This is a genomic window from Paucibacter sp. Y2R2-4, assembly GCF_025717535.1.
Lineage (GTDB): Bacteria > Pseudomonadota > Gammaproteobacteria > Burkholderiales > Burkholderiaceae_C > Paucibacter_A.
Genome location: NZ_JAJIRO010000001.1, coordinates 273,498 through 291,466 on the forward strand (window position 1 = coordinate 273,498; position 17,969 = coordinate 291,466).

The window sequence follows — 17,969 nt, forward strand, 5'->3', positions numbered from 1 at the left end:
CGGCGCCTAAGGACTCAAGGCGACAAATGCGCGGCGGCGACCGCCGCCTTGCCTGGGTTGCCGCGGGCGAGATTCCAAAGCTTGAGCAGCATGCGCCAGACGAAGCGAATCATCAGCATCGTCAAGAGGGCCTCTACAAAGGTCAGCACAAAGGCCAGCAGCCCATTCCAGCGCGCCGAGCGACGGCCGAACTTGGCAATCATGCGGTCACGCGCGATCTCGATGCTGTCGTAGAAGGTGGGGATCACCAACAAGGTCAGAATCGTCGAAGTGATGGTGCCGCCAATGATGGCCACCGCCATCGGACGGTAGAACTCGCTGCCTTCGCCCAAGCCAATCGCCACCGGCAGCATGCCGGCGATCAGCGCAAAAGTGGTCATCAGAATCGGGCGCAAGCGCTTGCGGCCGGCCGTCATCAAAGCATCTTCGCGGTCCATGCCTTCGGCCTCGAGTTGACGTGCTGCATCCAGCAAGAGAATGGCGTTCTTGGCCACCAGCCCCATCAGCATGATGACGCCAATGAAACTCATCAGATTCAGCGTGCTCTTGGTCATCAAAAGCGCCAAGACCACACCGATGAGGGACAAAGGCAGGGACAGCATCACCGGCAGCGGCGCAGTGAAGGAGCCGAACTGCATCACCAAGACCAGATACATCAGTCCTATGCCTGAGACGAGCGCGATGCCCATTTCGGTGAACACCACTTCCTGCTCGCGCGAATCACCTTCCAATTCCAGGCTGTAGCCGGGCGGGAAGTTGATCGCCTTGGCCAGCTTCAAGGCCTCGGCCGTCACCTCGCCGGGGGAGCGTCCCTGCACATTGGCGGCCACCGCAATGGTGCGCTTGCCGTCGGCATGCTGAATCTTGCTAGGTCCCTTGCCCATGGTGACGGTGGCGATCTGCTCCAACGGCACCATCACATTGCTGCCGCTGACGGCAATCGGCAGGCGCTCGATATTGCTGGCATCGACCCGGTCTTCGGGCGCCAGACGAACCGCCACATCGCGGGTCTCGCCGGAGGGGTCAACCCAGTCGCCGACTTCAACGCCGGCAAAGGCGACCCGCAGCGCTTGTGCGGCATCGGTCACTGAGATACCCAGCGAATTGGCCAAGCCCCGGTTCAGCTCAATCTGCAATTCGTCTTGCGGATCTTGCTCGGACAGACCCACATCCACCGCGCCCTTGATACCGCGCATCTGCGCCATGAAGGCATTGGTGATGTCCAAGAGCTTGCGGGAATCGGCCCCGGTGAAACGAATCTGCACCGGCTTGCGGCCGCCGCCGTTCAAGTCATCGGAGACAGCGTACTCGGCGCCCACCAGGCCCTTGACCTTCTCACGCAAGTCATTGGCCACCTCGGTGGCGGAGCGTTTGCGTTTATTGCTCTTGCCAATATCCACATAAATGCGGCCACCGCCGATATTGACATTGGTGTTGGTGGCCACGGTCTCGGGCAAACGGCGGGCCAGCTCGGCCGCGGCTTCCAACTTCAGCTTGGAGTATTCCAAGCTGCTGCTGGCCGGAGTGCGAACTTCCACGGCCACCATGCCCGCATCAGTCACCGGCAAGAAACTGGAGCCGCCAAACTTGCCTTGCAAGAACAAGGCTCCGACGAGGCTGGCCACAGCAAACAAAGACATCCAGACGCGGTGATGCAGAGCCCAGGCGATCACATGACCATAACGCTCGGTTTGATGGTCAAACCAATGGTTGAAGCGTTCCAGCAAGCGGCCCAGGGCATTCTTGGGCGCCAGATGGTGATTCGGTGGGTCGCCCCAGTAAGCGGACAACATTGGGTCCAAGGTGAAGGAGATGAACAAACTCACCATCACCGAAGCCACCACCGTCAAGGCAAAGGGTCGGAACCACTCACCCGACACGCCAGGCATGAAGGCCACCGGCACAAACACGGCCACGATGGCGAAAGTGGTCGAAGCCACAGCCAAGCCGATTTCCGCCGTGCCGTTCAGTGCGGCGGTGCGGCGATCTGAACCCCGCTCCATATGTCTCACGATGTTTTCACGCACCACGATGGCATCGTCAATCAGGACGCCGATCGCCAATGACAGGCCCAAGAGGCTCATGAAGTTCAAGGTGAAGCCGCAAAGCCACACAGCGATGAAAGCCGCAATCACCGAGGTCGGCAGCGACAGCGCGGTGATCAAGGTGGAGCGCCAAGAGTTCAGGAACACATAGACGACAAAAATCGTCAGGCCAGCGCCGAGCACCAGAGACTCGATCACATTGTTCAGGCTGTTCTGTGCGTCCTTGCCACCGTCTTGCGTCACCTCCAGGGTGGCGCCTTCCGGCAAAGTCTTGTTGATCTCTTCGACCATCTTGCGAATCTTGGTCGCCACCGTGACGGTCGACGCATCCCGCGAGCGTGTGATGGCGATGCCCACATTGGGGTTGCCATTGCGCAGGCTGATGCGGTTGATCTCGGCGAAACCGTCTTGAATGCTGGCCACTTGCGAGAGGCGGACCAACTCGGTTCCGCGGCGCTTCACCACGATTTGTTGGAACTCGGCCGGCGACTCGATGCGACCAATCAAGCGAATGCTTTGGTCTTCCAGCGTGCCGCGTACCTTGCCGACCGGCGCGGTGCTGTTCTGATTGCGCAGCGCGGCCACCACCTCGGTGACCGAGACATTGTTCTCGCGCAGCTTCTCTGCATGCAGCAGCACACTCAACTCACGTTTGAGCGAGCCATTGACCATGACCACGGCCACGCCGGGCACGCCGCGGAACTTGTCGGCCAATTGGTCTTCGGCAATGCGAGAAATCTCGGCATGGCTCTGTTTGCTGCTGGACAAGGCCAACTGCATGATGGGCTCAGCCGCCGGGTCCTCTCGCTGCACCACAGGCTCGCGGATTTCCGTGGGCAGCTTGTAGCGCACCGTATCGATGGCGTTGCGGACCTCATCCGAGGCTTCGATCAGGTTCTTGTTGAAGTTGAAGATCAGCACAATCTGCGCATAACCTTCACTTGCGCTGGAGCGCACGCGGGCAACGCCCGAGATGCTCTGCAACGACTTCTCGATGCGATTGACCACCTCGCGCTCGACCGTCTCAGGCGAGGCTCCGGGGTAGGAAATGCCCACCACCAGCACCGGCTCTTGCACATCGGGGATTTGATTGACCTTCAGCTTCTTGAGTGCCAGAAGGCCCAAGCACATCAAGGAGATGATGATGACGATCGTGGCGATCGGCTTTTTGATACTGAAATCGGAAAGAAACATGGCTTCTTACTTCCCTGCCGAGGCTGCCTTGGCCGCGCCCGCAGGAACGCTGGCTTTGGGCGAAGGGACCAGTTGAATCTTTTGACCGTCCTGCAAATTGGAGCCGGGCTTACGCAAAATCCGGTCCCCAGCTTTCAAACCGCTGAGCAGCACGAATTCACCGCGGCGGGCATCACGCTCTCCCAGTTTCACGGCTGCCTTTTTGAGGGTGTCGCCCTGGATCAACCAGGCAAAGGCCTCGTCGCCCGCACGGACCAAGGAAGCATCAGCCAGCAGCAAGGTGCTGGTGCTGCCGGTTTCGACCCGACCTTCGCCATAGAGGCCAGCGACCTTGGGCGCGGTGCCGGGCACGAAATCAACCAAGACTTCCAATTGGCGGGTGGTGGCATTGGCCGCAGCATCCACCCGGCGGATCTTGCCGCTGAAGTCCTTCTCACCCAATCCATTGACGCTGAAGCTGACCGTTTGGCCCGCCTTCAACTCACTCATGCGGTCGGCCGACACCAAGCCTTCAAAGCGCATGCTGCGAGGGTCAATGACCTTGACGAGTTCTTTGCCGATTTGAGCCGTGTCACCGGCGGAAACCTTGCGTTCGCTCACGACCCCGTCAAACGGTGCCCTCACCTCGGTGCGCTGCAATTGCTGGCGGGCTTGCACCGCACGCGCTTTGGCAGCTACGAGATCGCTTTGAGCGGTATTGCGGCGCTGCTCAGCGTCTTCCATGGCCTGAAGTGAGCTCATGCCTTGCGCTTGCAAAGTCTTGAGACGCTGAAACTGGCGCTCGGCTTGTTCGAACGATTGGCCAGCAACGCGTGCGGACTCCTCGGCGGAAGTCAGCTGATCCCGGATGTAAGTGCTGTCCAGACGCACCAGCAAGTCACCCGCGCGGACGTTTTCGCCGTTTTCCTTCAAAACCTGCAAGACCACAGCCGACACTTCGGCGCGCAGATCGGCACGCTTTTCCGGTTGAATAGAGCCGGTGATCACGGGGCCGGAGGCATAGGTCCCCAAGCTCATGGTCAAGATGTCTTCAGGGGCGATCTGCAACACGGCAGCGGCCGCCTTGTCCCCTTTCGCGGCATCAGGGCTTGACGTCGATTTGCCGCAAGCGCTCAGGGCCAAAGCGCCAAAAACGGCGGTAGCAGCGAACAAGACAGTCAGCGAGACAGGACGACGCGTCATCAGACGAACTCCGAAAATTTGTTTTAGATCAATTGATCTTGGGGCGCGACAGCTTAAGCCACATTGCCTCTGGCACCAGAGGTCATGGCCCCCCAATCCACCCAGGTATTTTCCCTAGGGGCTTGGCTTTTGCCTTATTGCAAGGTGCCGGCCAAAGGCGGCGGCAGAGGCAAAGCGAGGACTTCGATGCCCTCGTCGCTGAGGGCTTCCAACTCTTCGGCACTGGTCTGGCCGCGAATGGCCCGATCCTCGGCTTCACCGTAGTGAATGCGGCGCGCTTCTTCGGCGAACTGGCCACCGACGTCTTCGGTCTTGGCCATCAACTCTCGCACGGCGTGCAAGACCAGGGCTTGTATTTGCTGGGCACTGGGCTGGACATTGGGCTGTGTTGCCCCTTGAGCAGCAGCGGCAGCCGGCGCGATGGGTGCAACGGCACCTGGATCTGAAGCTGAGGCTTGCGAAGGTTTCGCAGCGCTGGGTTCAGCGGCTTTTCGCCCGCTGGCATCGCTCGCGCGATGCGTTTCTTCGCGCAGCTTTGACACGTTCAAGCGTGCCGCAGTCGGCATGCGGCGTATCGAAGTGTCAGCGCAAAGCGGGCATGACAATTGCCCGCGAGTCAGCTGAGTTTCGAAGTCATGGGCGGAACCAAACCATCCTTCAAACAGATGGTCGTGGCTGCAAGCCAGATTCAAAACAATCATGCGCTAGAGAGAAAGGACGAAGCAGGTTTAGACGGCGGCCTGCCAATCCAAGGCCCACTCACCGCGCTGCCAGCGCGACAACCAGAGCAGGCCAATCAAGGTCTTGGCATCGGTCATGGCGCCGCTGGCTGCCAAAGCATCAAGTTCACCCACACTGTGGGTGACGATGTCCAAGAACTCGCCCTCGTCCAGCGACTGCTTTCCTGCCTTCAGGCCGCGGGCAAAAAAGATCTCAATGCCTTCATCTGAATAGGCGATCGCATTGTGCAAAACGCCGGCATGAGCCCATTCGGCTGCGCTGTAACCGGTTTCTTCGAGCAACTCTCGTTGCGCACAAACCAGAGGCGCCTCGCCGGCATCGAGTTTGCCCGCAGGGAACTCCAGCATGGCCCGGCCCATGGGGTAGCGGAACTGTCGCTCCATCAGCAGGCGGTCGTCATCCAACAGAGGGACGATCATCACAGCGCCAGGATGAACGATGTACTCGCGCGTGGCGGTCGCCCCGTCGGGCATGCGCACCACATCGCGCTTAACCTTCAAAAAGCTGCCGGTGTAGACCGCAGCTGACTCCACGCATTGTTCGCGCAGATGGAGGTCCGCCTCGTCAACATGGGCGGCTGAGTCAGTCTTCATGACGCGAGCGCCTCAGGTAGCGCCAAACAAAGCCAGGGAAACCCAAGGTGATGAAGAGGCAAAGCCCGGCCGCATAGAACTCCCAACCCTGCGGCTGGCGCTGACCCAGCTTGGCTTCAATCGCGAACCCCAGGGCCAAGGTCAAGCAAGCCAGCAAGGCGAGCTCGAGCAAAAGCCATCCGGCGGCCTTGGGCTTGCGCTGCGGGCCCAGCAACAAGATTCGGTGGCTTAAGTACGGCAAGTTCGCCGCCGCAACGGCGGCGACCAAAACCAGCCAGATCGCTGTCTGGTTATCCATCAATCGAAATACAGCCTCAGGTCGCCAGCGTCTTGACGATGGCCTGAGCGCACATGGCCATCAAACCGCCCGGCAGCAAACCAAAGAACAGCACGGCGGCGCCGTTCAAAGACATGACCACGCGCACATCGCTGGGAGCGGCCAGGGGCGCTGTGTCGGTGGGTTCATCAAAGAACATCACCTTGACGATGCGCAGGTAGTAGAAGGCGCCGATCAGGGACACCACCACCGCCAGCACCGACAGCGCCAGATAGAAGTTCACATTGGTTGAGACCATGGCTTGCAGAACCGACAGCTTGGCGTAGAAGCCTGCGGTGGGCGGCACGCCCGCCAGAGAGAACATAAAGATGGTCATCACGGCGGCATACCAAGGGCTGCGCTTGGCCAAGCCGGCAAGATCTTTGATCTCTTCGGCTTCATGGCCTTGACGCGAGAGCAGCAAGATCATGCCGAAGGAGCCCAAGGTGGTCATCACATAAGTGACGACATAGAACATCGCCGAGCTGTAGGCATTGGCGGCCGACAGCGTGTTGTTGTTAACCACGCCAGAGGCCAAACCCAGCAACATGAAGCCCATCTGCGCAATGGTTGAGTAAGCCAACATGCGCTTCAGATTGGTCTGTGCAATGGCAGCCAAGTTACCGACCAGCAGCGACATCACGGCCAAGACGATCAGCATTTGTTGCCAATCCACGGCCAAGCCGATCATGCCTTCCACCAACAAGCGAATGGTGATGGCAAAAGCAGCGAGCTTGGGCGCGGCGCCAATCAGCAAAGTTGCAGCAGTCGGTGAGCCTTGGTAAACGTCGGGCACCCACATGTGGAAAGGTGCAGCACCCAGCTTGAAGGCCAAGCCAGCGACCACAAACACCACGCCAAAGACCAGGACGGACTTGTTTGGTACGCCAGTGCTGATGACGTTGAAGACCTGCGGGATCGACAGCGAACCGGTGGCGCCGTACATCATCGACAGGCCGTAGAGCAAGAAGCCGCTGGCCAAGGCGCCGAGCACAAAGTACTTCATTGCCGCTTCGGTCGAATTGGCATGGTCACGGCGCAAGGCCACCAAGGCATAGAGCGACAAGCTCATCAACTCCAGACCCAGATAGATGACCAGGAAGTTGTTGGCCGACAGCATCACAAAGATGCCCAGCAGCGAAAACAGGCTGAGGGTGAACAACTCGCCCTTCAGCATGTCGCGCGAAGCGGCATAGGGTCGTGCATACACCAGGGTCACGATGGTGGCGACGCAGGCGAAGAAGGCCAGCAGGTGGCCCATCGGGTCGGCCACCACCATGCCTTGCATGGCGTAGACGGTCGCGCCGTCGTTGAAATAGCTGAGATGCACGCCACCGACGACCGCCAGGGTCAGCTGTGTCAGCCAGTAAGTGGGGCGACGCTCAGGATCGGTGACGAACAGATCCACCATGGCCACGATACAGGCCATGACCAGGAGAGCGATTTCGGGGTAGACCGCGAGCCAGTTCATATTGTTCATTTGGGTGTGGCCTCTCTCAAATGCCGCTCAGCTTGGACACGGCCACATGCTTGAGCAACTCGCTCACGGAGACCTGCATGACATCGGTGAAGGGCTTGGGATAGACGCCCATCCACAGCACGGCAATCGCCAGCACCGCCATCATCAGGAATTCACGGGCGTTGATATCGCTCAGATTCTTGACATCGTCATTGGTGACGGCACCGAAGTACACGCGCTTGTACATCCACAGCGAATAGGCAGCGCCAAAGATCAAGGCGGTGGCTGCGATCGCGCCCAGCCAGAAGCTGTACTTGACCGTACCCAGGATCACCATCCACTCACCGACGAAACCGGCGGTAGCAGGCAGGCCGCAATTGGCCATGGCGAAGAACAAGGCAAAGGCCGCGAACTTGGGCATGGTATTCACCACACCACCATAACTGGCGATCTCGCGGGAATGCACACGGTCGTACAAGACACCGATAGACAGGAACATCGCACCCGACACGAAGCCGTGCGAGATCATTTGCACCAGTCCGCCGGCCATGCCCAACTCATTGAAGATAAAGAAGCCCAGGGTGACAAAGCCCATGTGCGCGATGGACGAATACGCCACCAGCTTCTTCATGTCTTGCTGCACCAAGGCCACCAAGCCGATATAGACCACACCGATCAAGGACATGGCGATGATCAACCAGGACCATTGATGCGCAGCGTCTGGCGTAATGGGCATGGAGAAACGCAGGAAGCCGTAGGCGCCCAACTTCAACATGATGGCGGCCAGCACGACCGAGCCACCAGTGGGTGCTTCCACGTGAGCATCAGGCAGCCAGGTGTGCACCGGCCACATCGGCACCTTGACCGAGAAAGCGGCCAAGAAGGCAAAGAACAACAAGGTTTGCGCTTGCGAGCTCAAGGGCAGCTTGTGCCAGGTCAGGATGTCGAAGGAACCGCCCGACTGGAAGTACAGGTAGAGCAGCGCGATCAGCATCAGCAAGGAGCCAGCCAGCGTGTAGAGGAAGAACTTGAAGGCCGCATAGACACGGCGCGGACCACCCCAAACACCGATGATGATGTACATCGGGATCAGCGTCGCTTCAAAGAAGACGTAGAACAGCAGGCCATCAAGCGCAGAGAACACACCGATCATCAGACCCGACAGGATCATGAAAGCGCCCATGTACTGATTGACGCGCGACTCGATCACTTCCCAAGCCGCCAGTACCACGATGACGGTGATGAAGGCCGTTAGCGGCACGAACCACATCGAAATGCCGTCCACGCCCAGGTGGTAGCGCACATTGAAGCGCTCGATCCAGGGCTGGTTTTCGACGAACTGCATGGCAGCGGTCGAAGTGTCAAAACCGCCAATCAAAGGCAGCGTGACCGCAAAGCAGGCCAGCGAGGCGATCAGGGCCAACCAACGCACGGTCTTGGCTTGGTCGTCTCGGCCCAGGGCCAAGAGAATCAGGCCGCAGGCGATGGGTAGAAAAATGGCAAGACTAAGCAACATTCTTGTTCTCCGCCCTAGATCAAAGACCAGCCAAGGTCTTGAATTGGGGCCATATATAGGGCCACAGCTGCCACGTCATCAGTCCGATCACGCCCAGAATCATCACCAGCGCGTACCAGTACAGGTGACCGGTTTGCACTCGGCGCACCAAGCTGGCAATGCCGCCCACAGTGCGGGCTGAACCGTTGATGATCAAGCCGTCGATCAGGGCCGCATCGCCGCCCTTCCAGAAAGCCAGACCCAGACCACGCGCGGCCTTGGCCAACACGTTTTCATTGAACCAGTCCAGGTAGTACTTGTTTTCCAGCACATTGACGACCGGCGAGAGCACACGGCCAATGGTCTTGGGAATGTTCGGTGCGATCAAGTAGAAGACATAAGCCGTGACCACGCCACCCAGAGCCAGCCAGAACGGCAAGGTGCTCAGGCCGTGGACGGCCATCGCGGCGGCGCCGTGGAATTCATGCGCCAGTTCTTTCATGGCGTGGTGCACTTCATGGTTGACGAAAATCGCGTCCTTGAAGAAGTCACCGAACAACATCGGCTGAATGGCCAGGTAGCCGATCACCACCGAAGGAATGGCCAGCAGCACCAATGGCAGGGTCACAACCCAAGGCGACTCATGCGGCACATGCGGTTCATGGTGGCCATGGTCATCATGATGGTCATGTTCGCCGGGGAAAGGCTTGTGACGGAAGTTCTCCTTGCCGTGGAAGACCAGGAAGTACATGCGGAAGGAATAGAAGGCCGTCACGAAGACGCCGGCAATCACCGCAAAGTACGCAAAGCCTGCACCGGGCAGATGGCTGGCGTGCACCGCCTCGATGATGCTGTCCTTGGAGTAGAAGCCAGCAAACAACGGCGTTCCGATCAAAGCCAAGGAACCCAGCAACGACGTGATCCAGGTGATCGGCATGTACTTGCGCAGGCCACCCATATTGCGAATGTCTTGGTCGTGGTGCATGCCGATGATGACCGAGCCCGCGCCGAGGAACAGCAAGGCCTTGAAGAAGGCGTGCGTCATCAGGTGGAAGACCGCCACCGAGTAGGCCGAAGCACCGAGCGCCACCGTCATATAGCCCAGCTGCGACAAGGTCGAGTAAGCCACGACGCGCTTGATGTCGTTCTGGATGATGCCCAAGAAGCCCATGAACAAGGCCGTGATGGCACCGATCACCAGCACGAAGTTCAAAGCAGTGTCCGACAACTCAAACAAAGGGCTCATGCGAGCCACCATGAAGATACCGGCGGTCACCATGGTGGCGGCGTGGATCAGCGCGGAGATGGGGGTCGGGCCTTCCATCGAGTCCGGGAGCCAGACGTGCAGCGGGAACTGGGCCGATTTGCCCATGGCACCGATGAACAAGCAGATGCAAGCGACGCTCAGCATCATCCAATCACTGCCCCACAAAGGCGCGTTGAAGGCGATGGTGGACAGCTCCGCGCGCTTGGCGAAGACTTCCGTGTAGTTCAGCGAGCCTGCATAAGCCACCAGCAAACCAATGCCCAGGATGAAGCCAAAGTCACCGACACGGTTGACCAGGAAGGCCTTCATATTGGCGAAGATCGCGGTAGGTTTGGTGTACCAGAAACCAATCAAGAGGTAACTGACGAGGCCCACGGCTTCCCAGCCGAAGAACAGTTGCAGCATGTTGTTGCTCATGACGAGCATCAACATCGAGAAGGTGAACAGCGAGATATAGCTGAAGAAGCGTTGATAGCCCGGATCTTCTTGCATATAGCCAATGGTGTAGATGTGCACCATCAGCGACACAAAGGTCACCACGCACATCATCATGGCGGTCAGGCCATCGACCAAGAAGCCCACTTCCATCTTCAGGCCGCCGACCACCATCCATTCATAAATGGTTTGGTTGAAGCGGGCACCGTCGTTGATGACCGAATTCAAGGTCATCGCCGAGATGATGAAGGCGATCAGAACGCCCAGAATGGTGACGCTGTGGGCGCCTGCGCGCCCCACCTGCTTGCCAAACAGACCGGCCACGATGGCGCCGACCAGGGGTGCCAAAGGCACCGCAAGCAACATGTTTTGAGAGAGTTGTGCGGACATATGGCGATCAGCCCTTCAACGCGTCGAGTTCTTCGACATTGATGGTGGCGCGGTTGCGGAACAGCACGACCAGAATGGCCAAGCCGATCGCCGACTCTGCGGCCGCCACGGTCAGGATGAAGAACACAAAGACTTGCCCAGCCATATCGCCCAAGTAGTGCGAGAAGGCAACGAAATTCAGATTCACGGCCAGCAACATCAACTCGATCGCCATCAGCAGCACGATCAGGTTTTTGCGGTTCATGAAGATGCCCACCACCGACAGCGCGAAAAGCATCGCGCCCAAGGTCAGGAAGTGGCCCAGCGTCAGGGTCATCATGCTTTGGCTCCAGTGTCAGCTGCTGCTTCAGCAGCAGGGGCAGCAGCAACTTCCACGCTCGGTGCCACCTTGATGATGCGCAGGCGATCGGCCTTCTTGACCTTGACCTGCTCAGACGGGTTCTGGCTGCGTGAGTCCTTGCGCTTACGCAGGGTCAACGCGATGGCGGCAATGATGGCCACCAACAGCAACACGGCCGCGATTTGCAAGGGGTACAGGTACTGGGTGTAGATCGCCACGCCCAGCATCTTGGTGTTGCCCAGCTTCAGAGCAGCTTCAGTGGCAGCGGGCGCTTCGCTCAAACGGAAGCCGCCCATCAGCACGGCCGCCATTTCCAAGGCGATGAGGGTGCCCACTAGCGCACCCAGCGGCAGGTGCTTCCAGAAACCTTCGCGCACATGGTCGGAGTTGATGTCCAACATCATCACCACGAAGAGGAAGAGCACCATCACGGCGCCGATATAAACCAACACCAAGGTGATGGCCAGGAACTCGGCTTTCAACAGCATCCAGATGCAGGAGGCGGTGAAGAAGGCCAGGATCAGGAATAGGGCCGAATGCACGGTGCTGCGCGCCGTGATCACACGGAACGATGCACCCAGCAGCACGGCCGAGAAGATGTAGAACAAAGCAGTGGTGATTTCCATGCGTCTTCCTGCAAAGCAGCAGTCTCGCGCGGGATGAGGCTAGAGCTTGACTCCAGCCCACCCGGAGCGATCAGCGGTACTTGGCGTCGGCCTCCTTTTGGGCTGCGATCTCGGGCTCGAATCGGTCACCGACTGCCAGCAACATGTCCTTGGTGAAGTACAGGTCGCCACGCTTTTCGCCGTGATACTCAAAAATACTGGTTTCGACGATCGAGTCGACCGGGCAGCTTTCTTCGCAGAAACCGCAGAAGATGCACTTGGTCAGGTCGATGTCATAACGCGTGGTACGCCGTGAACCGTCTTCGCGCACGCCGGCCTCAATGGTGATGGCCATGGCGGGGCAAACAGCTTCGCAGAGCTTGCAGGCGATGCAACGCTCTTCGCCGTTTTCATAACGGCGCAGCGCATGCAGGCCACGGAAACGAGGCGACAAGGGTGTCTTCTCTTCCGGGAACTGCACCGTGATATTGCGCGACAAGAAATGCCGTCCAGTCAGGGCCAGGCCCTTGAACAGCTCGATGAGCATGAAGCTCTTGATGAAGCTTACTGCAGACATGGGAGGACCTCAGCTCACTTCCAGATGTTGTAGGGCGACTGAATCCAGAGGCCAATGACGACCAACCAGACCAGGGTCACAGGGATAAAGATCTTCCAGCCCAGACGCATGATCTGGTCATAGCGGTAGCGCGGGAAGCTGGCTCGCACCCACAAGAACATGGTGACGACGGCAAAGGTCTTGGCGCCCAACCAGATCCAACCGGGGATGAAGTCCAGCGCTGCGAACGGCGACAACCAACCACCCAGGAAGAACAGCACAGTCAGGATGGAGACCAGCCACATATTGGCGTATTCGGCCAAGAAGAACATGGCGAAAGACATGCCCGAATACTCGACCATGTGACCGGCCACGATTTCAGACTCACCTTCAACCACGTCGAAGGGGTGACGGTTGGTTTCGGCCAGACCAGAGATGAAGTACACGCCGAAGATAGGCAGCAAAGGCAACCAGTTCCAAGACAAGACGCCCATGCCCATGTCGGCAAACTGACCCTTGCCCTGCCCCATGACGATGTCGGTCATGTTCAGGCTGCCGCTGACCATCAGCACCACCACCAGGGCGAAGCCCATGGCGATTTCGTAACTGACCATCTGTGCGGAGGCACGCAGCGCGCCCAAGAAAGCGTACTTCGAGTTCGAAGCCCAGCCGGCAATGATGACGCCGTAAACCTCGATCGAGGTGATGGCCATCAAGAGCAGTACGCCGGCATTGACATTGGCCAGCGCCACTTCAGGGCCGAAGGGCACCACCACCCAGGCAGCCAGGGCCGGCATGATGGTCATGATGGGGCCGATGAAGAACAAACCCTTATTGGCGGCCGAGGGAACAATGATCTCCTTGAAGATCAGTTTCACCGCATCGGCGATCGGTGTCAGCAAGCCGAAGGGACCGACCCGATTCGGGCCCGGACGAATCTGCGTCCAGCCGATCGCCTTGCGTTCCCACAGCGTCAGGTAGGCCACGCAGATCATCAGCGGAGCGACCAAGACGATGATCTTGATCAGGTTCCAGATCACGGGCCAAGCGCCGCCGAGCAGCTGCGCGCCAGATTGGTAAAAGGTGTCAATCATTGCTGTTCTAAGCCTCTCAAGCCTTGGCCACGCTCAAAGCGCCGAAAGACGAGCCCAGCGCTGCGGTTTCGGCCAAACCGGCCGGCACACGCACCACCGTGGCAGGCAGCTTGGCATCCAAACGGGCGGCCAGCTGCACTTCGCCAGCACCTTCTTGGCTGATACGCACTGAAGCGCCTTCGCTCAGACCCAGCTGCGTCCACAGCGCTTGAGGCAAGCTCGCAACGGCTGCATTGCGGCCATCGCTGCTCAACTGCAAGGAGCTGGCGTTGCGAACCAGGGCGTCGGTCGCGTAGATCGGCAGATCGGCCAAACGTTCCAAACCTGCGGCGGCGCCGGCCAGACTTGGCACCGCACTCGAAGCATTGCTCAGACGTGCGTTGAGGTCGGAATAGTCGGGACCCAGGGCCTCGGTCCGCACCTGCTCGGAGCTGTCTTGCGCAAAACCCTCGAGCGCCAGCAAATTGCCCAGCACGCGCAAAATCTTCCAGCCCGGACGGGTTTCGCCCAGCGCCTTGACCACACCGACGAAACTTTGGGCGCGACCTTCGGCGTTGACGAAAGTACCCGAGGTTTCTGTGAACGGTGCCGTCGGTAGCATCACATCGGCGTATTCCAGACCGGTCTTGAAGGCGCTCATCACCACGACCATCTCAGCAGCGGCCAAGGCTTTGGCAGCGGCCGCCGGATTGGCGCTGTCCAGCACCGGATCGTTGTTCAAGAGCAGCAAGGCCTTCAGCTGACCGTTCAACATCTGTCCAGCATTCAGACCACCGGCCTTGGGCAAAGCCGAGGCCAGCTGTGCGCCGACGGTGTTGGCGGCAGCGCTCAGATAACCAACGGTGGAGCCGGTCTGCGCCGCAATCCAGTTGGCCAAGCTCAGCAGGCTGCTGGCTTGCGGATGCTGTGCGGCGGCGTTGCCCAACAGCACGGCCTTGCGATCACCGCAAAGCAGCGCATCGGCGATCGCCTGTGCGGCCTCGGTGGCTTGGCCGGGCAGCGGGGCGCTTGCTCCGGTGGCGGAGGCAATCGCCGCGGCCACATCGGCCAGACTTTGCACCCAAGCGCTCGGTGCAGCAGTCACACGGGCAGCGACCGGCATCAGCCAGTCGTCTTCCGCAGCATGGATGCTCATCACCTGCGCGCCGTGGCGTGCAGCTTGACGCAGACGCTGCGCAAACAGAGGGTGATCTTTGCGCAGATTGGAGCCGACCACCAGGGCGCGGTCCAACTCGCTCAAGGAGGCGATTGAGCAGCCCAGCCAGAAAGCCTTGCCGGCTTCAGCCTGGTTGGCGAAGTCGCTGTGGCGCAGACGGGTGTCGATGTTCTCGCCACCCAGACCGCGCACCAGCTTGGCCAGCAGATGCAACTCTTCCACGGTGCTGTGCTCGGAACCGAGCGCGCCGATGGCGGCTGGGCCATGCTCTGCACGAATGGCCTTCAGGCCGTTAGCGATGTACTCGAGCGCTGTACTCCAATCAACCGTCTTCCAAGCGCCGCCCTGCTTGATCATCGGCTGGGTCAGACGCTGATCGCTGTTCAGAGCTTCGTAAGAGAAGCGGTCGCGATCGGCGATCCAGCATTCATTGACGGCTTCGTTCTCCAGCGGCACGACGCGCATCACCTCATTGCCCTTGACCTGAACGATCAAATTGGCACCGGTGCTGTCATGCGGGCTGACACTCTTGCGGCGCGACAACTCCCAAGTACGAGCGCTGTAGCGGAAGGGCTTGCTGGTCAAGGCGCCGACCGGACAGATGTCGATCATATTGCCCGACAACTCCGAGTCGACCGAGCGGCCGACAAAGGTCTGGATCTCGGCATGCTCGCCGCGATGCGCCATGCCCAGTTCCATCACGCCGGCAATTTCTTGGCCGAAGCGCACGCAGCGGGTGCAATGAATGCAGCGGCTCATCTCTTGCATGGAGATCAGAGGGCCGACGTTCTTCTGGAAGACGACGCGCTTTTCTTCGGTGTAGCGCGACTTGCCGGCACCGTAGCCCACCGCCAAGTCTTGCAACTGGCATTCGCCACCCTGGTCGCAGATCGGGCAATCGAGCGGGTGGTTGATCAGCAAGAACTCCATCACGCCTTGCTGGGCCTTCAGCGCCTTGTCGCTCTTGGTGCGAACGATCATGCCTTGCGTGACCGGCGTCGCGCAGGCGGGCATAGGCTTGGGCGCCTTCTCCACATCGACCAAGCACATGCGGCAGTTGGCGGCGATGGAGAGCTTCTTGTGATAGCAGAAATGCGGGATGTAAGTGCCGGCCTGCTCGGCGGCATGCATCACCATGCTGCCCGCAGGAACCGTCAGCTTCTGACCGTCGAGTTCGATTTCAATCATGTCGTGTCCTGTCCTGCCTCAAACCGAGGCCGGCACCAGAGCCGTTTTGTGTTCGATCAGATGAACGAACTCGTGTTTGAAGTTCTTGATCATGGCGCGCACCGGCATAGCCGCTGCATCGCCCAAAGCGCAGATGGTGCGACCCTGAATGTTGTCCGCCACCGAGTTCAGCAAATCGATGTCTTCGGGCTTGCCATGGCCGTTGGCAATACGCTCGACCACGCGGTGCATCCAGCCGGTACCTTCACGGCAAGGTGTGCATTGACCGCAGGACTCGTGGGCATAGAAGTAAGACAAGCGCAGCAGGCTCTTGACCATGCAACGGCTGTCGTCCATCACGATGACCGCACCCGAGCCCAGCATCGAACCGGCCTTGGCGATGGAGTCATAGTCCATCGTGCAGTCCATCATAACTTCGGCGGTCAAGACTGGCGAGGACGATCCGCCTGGGATCACGGCCTTCAGCTTGCGGCCCTTGCGCACGCCACCCGCCAGTTCCAGCAGCTTGGAAAACGGTGTGCCCAATGGGATCTCGTAATTGCCGGGACGCTCAACGTCACCCGAGACCGAGAAGATCTTGGTGCCGCCGTTATTGGGCTTGCCGATTTCCAGATAGGGCTGGCCGCCATTTCGGATGATCCAGGGGACAGCCGCAAAGGTCTCGGTGTTGTTGATGGTGGTCGGACGACCATACAGTCCAAAGCTGGCGGGGAACGGCGGCTTGAAGCGTGGCTGGCCCTTCTTGCCTTCCAGCGACTCGAGCAGCGCGGTTTCTTCACCGCAGATGTAGGCGCCGAAACCGTGAAAAGCGTGCAGCTGAAAGCTGAAGTCCGAACCCAGAATGTTGTCACCCAAGAAACCGGCCGCGCGAGCTTCTTCCAAGGCCGCTTCGAAGCGTTCGTAGACCTCAAAGATCTCGCCGTGGATGTAGTTGTAGCCGGTCTTGATGCCCATGGCGAAAGCGGCAATCGCCATGCCTTCAATCACGATGTGCGGGTTGAACATCAAGATGTCGCGGTCTTTGCAAGTGCCGGGCTCGCCTTCGTCCGAGTTGCAAACCAGGTACTTGGCACCCGGGAACTGACGCGGCATGAAGCTCCACTTCAAGCCGGTTGGGAAACCAGCGCCGCCGCGGCCGCGCAGGCCGGAAGCCTTGACCTCGGCGATGACTTGGTCTTGCGTCAGCGGCGTGCCTTCGGGCGCGCCCTCGCCTTTCAAGATTTTTCGCAGTGCGGCATAACCGCCACGTGCGACGTAGTCCTTCAGACCCCAATTCTTGCCATCCAGACCGTCATAGATCTGCGCGCCGATGTGGCGATCATGGAAACAGGTCTCGACGCCCTGACTCTGAAACTTGGATAGATCCAGCATGCTTCTTCCCGTTCCTCAGTTCTTGGCCGCAGCGGCTTCGGCTGCTGCATGGGCCTTGAGCACGTCGACCAGCTCATCGAGGCGCTGGTGACTCATGAAGCTGCACATCTGACGGTCATTGACCAACATCACCGGCGAGTCGGCGCAGGCGCCAAGACATTCGCTCTTTTGCACGGTGAACATACCGTCGGCCGTCGTACCGCCCTCTTCCACGCCCAGCTTTTCGCACAGGTGGTTGAGCGCCTTCTGGCCGTCGCGCAACTGGCAAGGCAAATTGGTACAGACGTTCAACTTGAACTGACCCAGCTTGCGCTGGTTGTACATGTTGTAGAAGGTCGTCACTTCGTAAACAGCGATCGGCGGCATGCCCAAGTAGGCAGCGATCGCGTCCTCGCTGGCACGAGACACAAAGCCAATCTCTTGCTGCACGATGGACAGGCAGGCCATCACGGCCGACTGCTTCTGGTCGGCCGGGTACTTGGCCACTTCGCGCGCAAAACGTGCCGCGGTGGCTTCACTCAGAATGTATTCATTGCTCATCG

15 protein-coding genes are annotated in these 17,969 nt (G+C 59.5%); all 15 read right to left on the reverse strand.

Going from position 1 to position 17,969, the window contains the following annotated elements:
• Positions 1–14: 14 nt before the first annotated feature.
• The 15 genes from LNV06_RS01080 to LNV06_RS01150 all read right to left on the reverse strand — a co-directional run bounded on the left by LNV06_RS01080 (position 15) and on the right by LNV06_RS01150 (position 17,967).
• Positions 15–3,239: an efflux RND transporter permease subunit gene (locus tag LNV06_RS01080; RefSeq protein WP_263536399.1), complete on the reverse strand. Its 3,225-nt coding sequence runs from the start codon at positions 3,237–3,239 to the stop codon at positions 15–17.
• 6 nt (positions 3,240–3,245) lie between these two features.
• Positions 3,246–4,421, reverse strand: a complete 1,176-nt coding sequence (locus LNV06_RS01085) for an efflux RND transporter periplasmic adaptor subunit (protein WP_263536400.1) — start codon at positions 4,419–4,421, stop codon at positions 3,246–3,248.
• A gap of 134 nt (positions 4,422–4,555) precedes the next feature.
• Positions 4,556–5,122 carry a DUF1178 family protein gene (locus tag LNV06_RS01090; RefSeq protein ID WP_263536401.1) on the reverse strand — a complete coding sequence of 189 codons (567 nt, stop codon included), beginning with the start codon at positions 5,120–5,122 and terminating at the stop codon, positions 4,556–4,558.
• Positions 5,123–5,149: 27 nt separating this feature from the next.
• Complete coding sequence (locus LNV06_RS01095; protein WP_263536402.1) at positions 5,150–5,755, reverse strand: NUDIX domain-containing protein; 606 nt, start codon at positions 5,753–5,755, stop codon at positions 5,150–5,152.
• Positions 5,745–6,053, reverse strand: coding sequence for a DUF2818 family protein (locus LNV06_RS01100; protein WP_263536403.1), 309 nt, complete (start codon positions 6,051–6,053; stop codon positions 5,745–5,747). The genes LNV06_RS01095 and LNV06_RS01100 overlap by 11 nt, the downstream gene beginning before the upstream one ends.
• Before the next feature lie 16 nt (positions 6,054–6,069).
• Positions 6,070–7,551, reverse strand: coding sequence for an NADH-quinone oxidoreductase subunit NuoN (gene nuoN, locus LNV06_RS01105; RefSeq protein ID WP_263536404.1), 1,482 nt, complete (start codon positions 7,549–7,551; stop codon positions 6,070–6,072).
• A 16-nt stretch (positions 7,552–7,567) separates the two neighbouring features.
• Positions 7,568–9,046, reverse strand: coding sequence for an NADH-quinone oxidoreductase subunit M (locus LNV06_RS01110; protein ID WP_263536405.1), 1,479 nt, complete (start codon positions 9,044–9,046; stop codon positions 7,568–7,570).
• 19 nt (positions 9,047–9,065) lie between these two features.
• Positions 9,066–11,117, reverse strand: coding sequence for an NADH-quinone oxidoreductase subunit L (gene nuoL / locus LNV06_RS01115; RefSeq protein WP_263536406.1), 2,052 nt, complete (start codon positions 11,115–11,117; stop codon positions 9,066–9,068).
• Between the two features lie 7 nt (positions 11,118–11,124).
• Positions 11,125–11,433, reverse strand: coding sequence for an NADH-quinone oxidoreductase subunit NuoK (gene nuoK / locus LNV06_RS01120; protein WP_263537478.1), 309 nt, complete (start codon positions 11,431–11,433; stop codon positions 11,125–11,127).
• Complete coding sequence (locus LNV06_RS01125; RefSeq protein ID WP_263536407.1) at positions 11,433–12,083, reverse strand: NADH-quinone oxidoreductase subunit J; 651 nt, start codon at positions 12,081–12,083, stop codon at positions 11,433–11,435. Before LNV06_RS01125 ends, nuoK begins: the two co-directional genes overlap by 1 nt.
• Positions 12,084–12,153: 70 nt before the next feature.
• Positions 12,154–12,639 carry an NADH-quinone oxidoreductase subunit NuoI gene (gene nuoI / locus LNV06_RS01130; protein ID WP_263536408.1) on the reverse strand — a complete coding sequence of 162 codons (486 nt, stop codon included), beginning with the start codon at positions 12,637–12,639 and terminating at the stop codon, positions 12,154–12,156.
• 14 nt (positions 12,640–12,653) lie between these two features.
• Positions 12,654–13,712 carry an NADH-quinone oxidoreductase subunit NuoH gene (gene nuoH / locus LNV06_RS01135; protein ID WP_263536409.1) on the reverse strand — a complete coding sequence of 353 codons (1,059 nt, stop codon included), beginning with the start codon at positions 13,710–13,712 and terminating at the stop codon, positions 12,654–12,656.
• A gap of 16 nt (positions 13,713–13,728) precedes the next feature.
• Positions 13,729–16,056, reverse strand: a complete 2,328-nt coding sequence (nuoG, locus tag LNV06_RS01140) for an NADH-quinone oxidoreductase subunit NuoG (RefSeq protein WP_263536410.1) — start codon at positions 16,054–16,056, stop codon at positions 13,729–13,731.
• Positions 16,057–16,074: 18 nt separating this feature from the next.
• On the reverse strand, positions 16,075–17,427 hold the full coding sequence (gene nuoF / locus LNV06_RS01145; RefSeq protein WP_263536411.1) for an NADH-quinone oxidoreductase subunit NuoF: 1,353 nt from the start codon (positions 17,425–17,427) through the stop codon (positions 16,075–16,077).
• 15 nt (positions 17,428–17,442) lie between these two features.
• Positions 17,443–17,967 (reverse strand): NADH-quinone oxidoreductase subunit NuoE family protein, encoded by a 525-nt coding sequence (locus LNV06_RS01150; RefSeq protein ID WP_263536412.1) that lies wholly within the window; start codon positions 17,965–17,967, stop codon positions 17,443–17,445.
• Between the last annotated feature and the right edge of the window lie 2 nt (positions 17,968–17,969).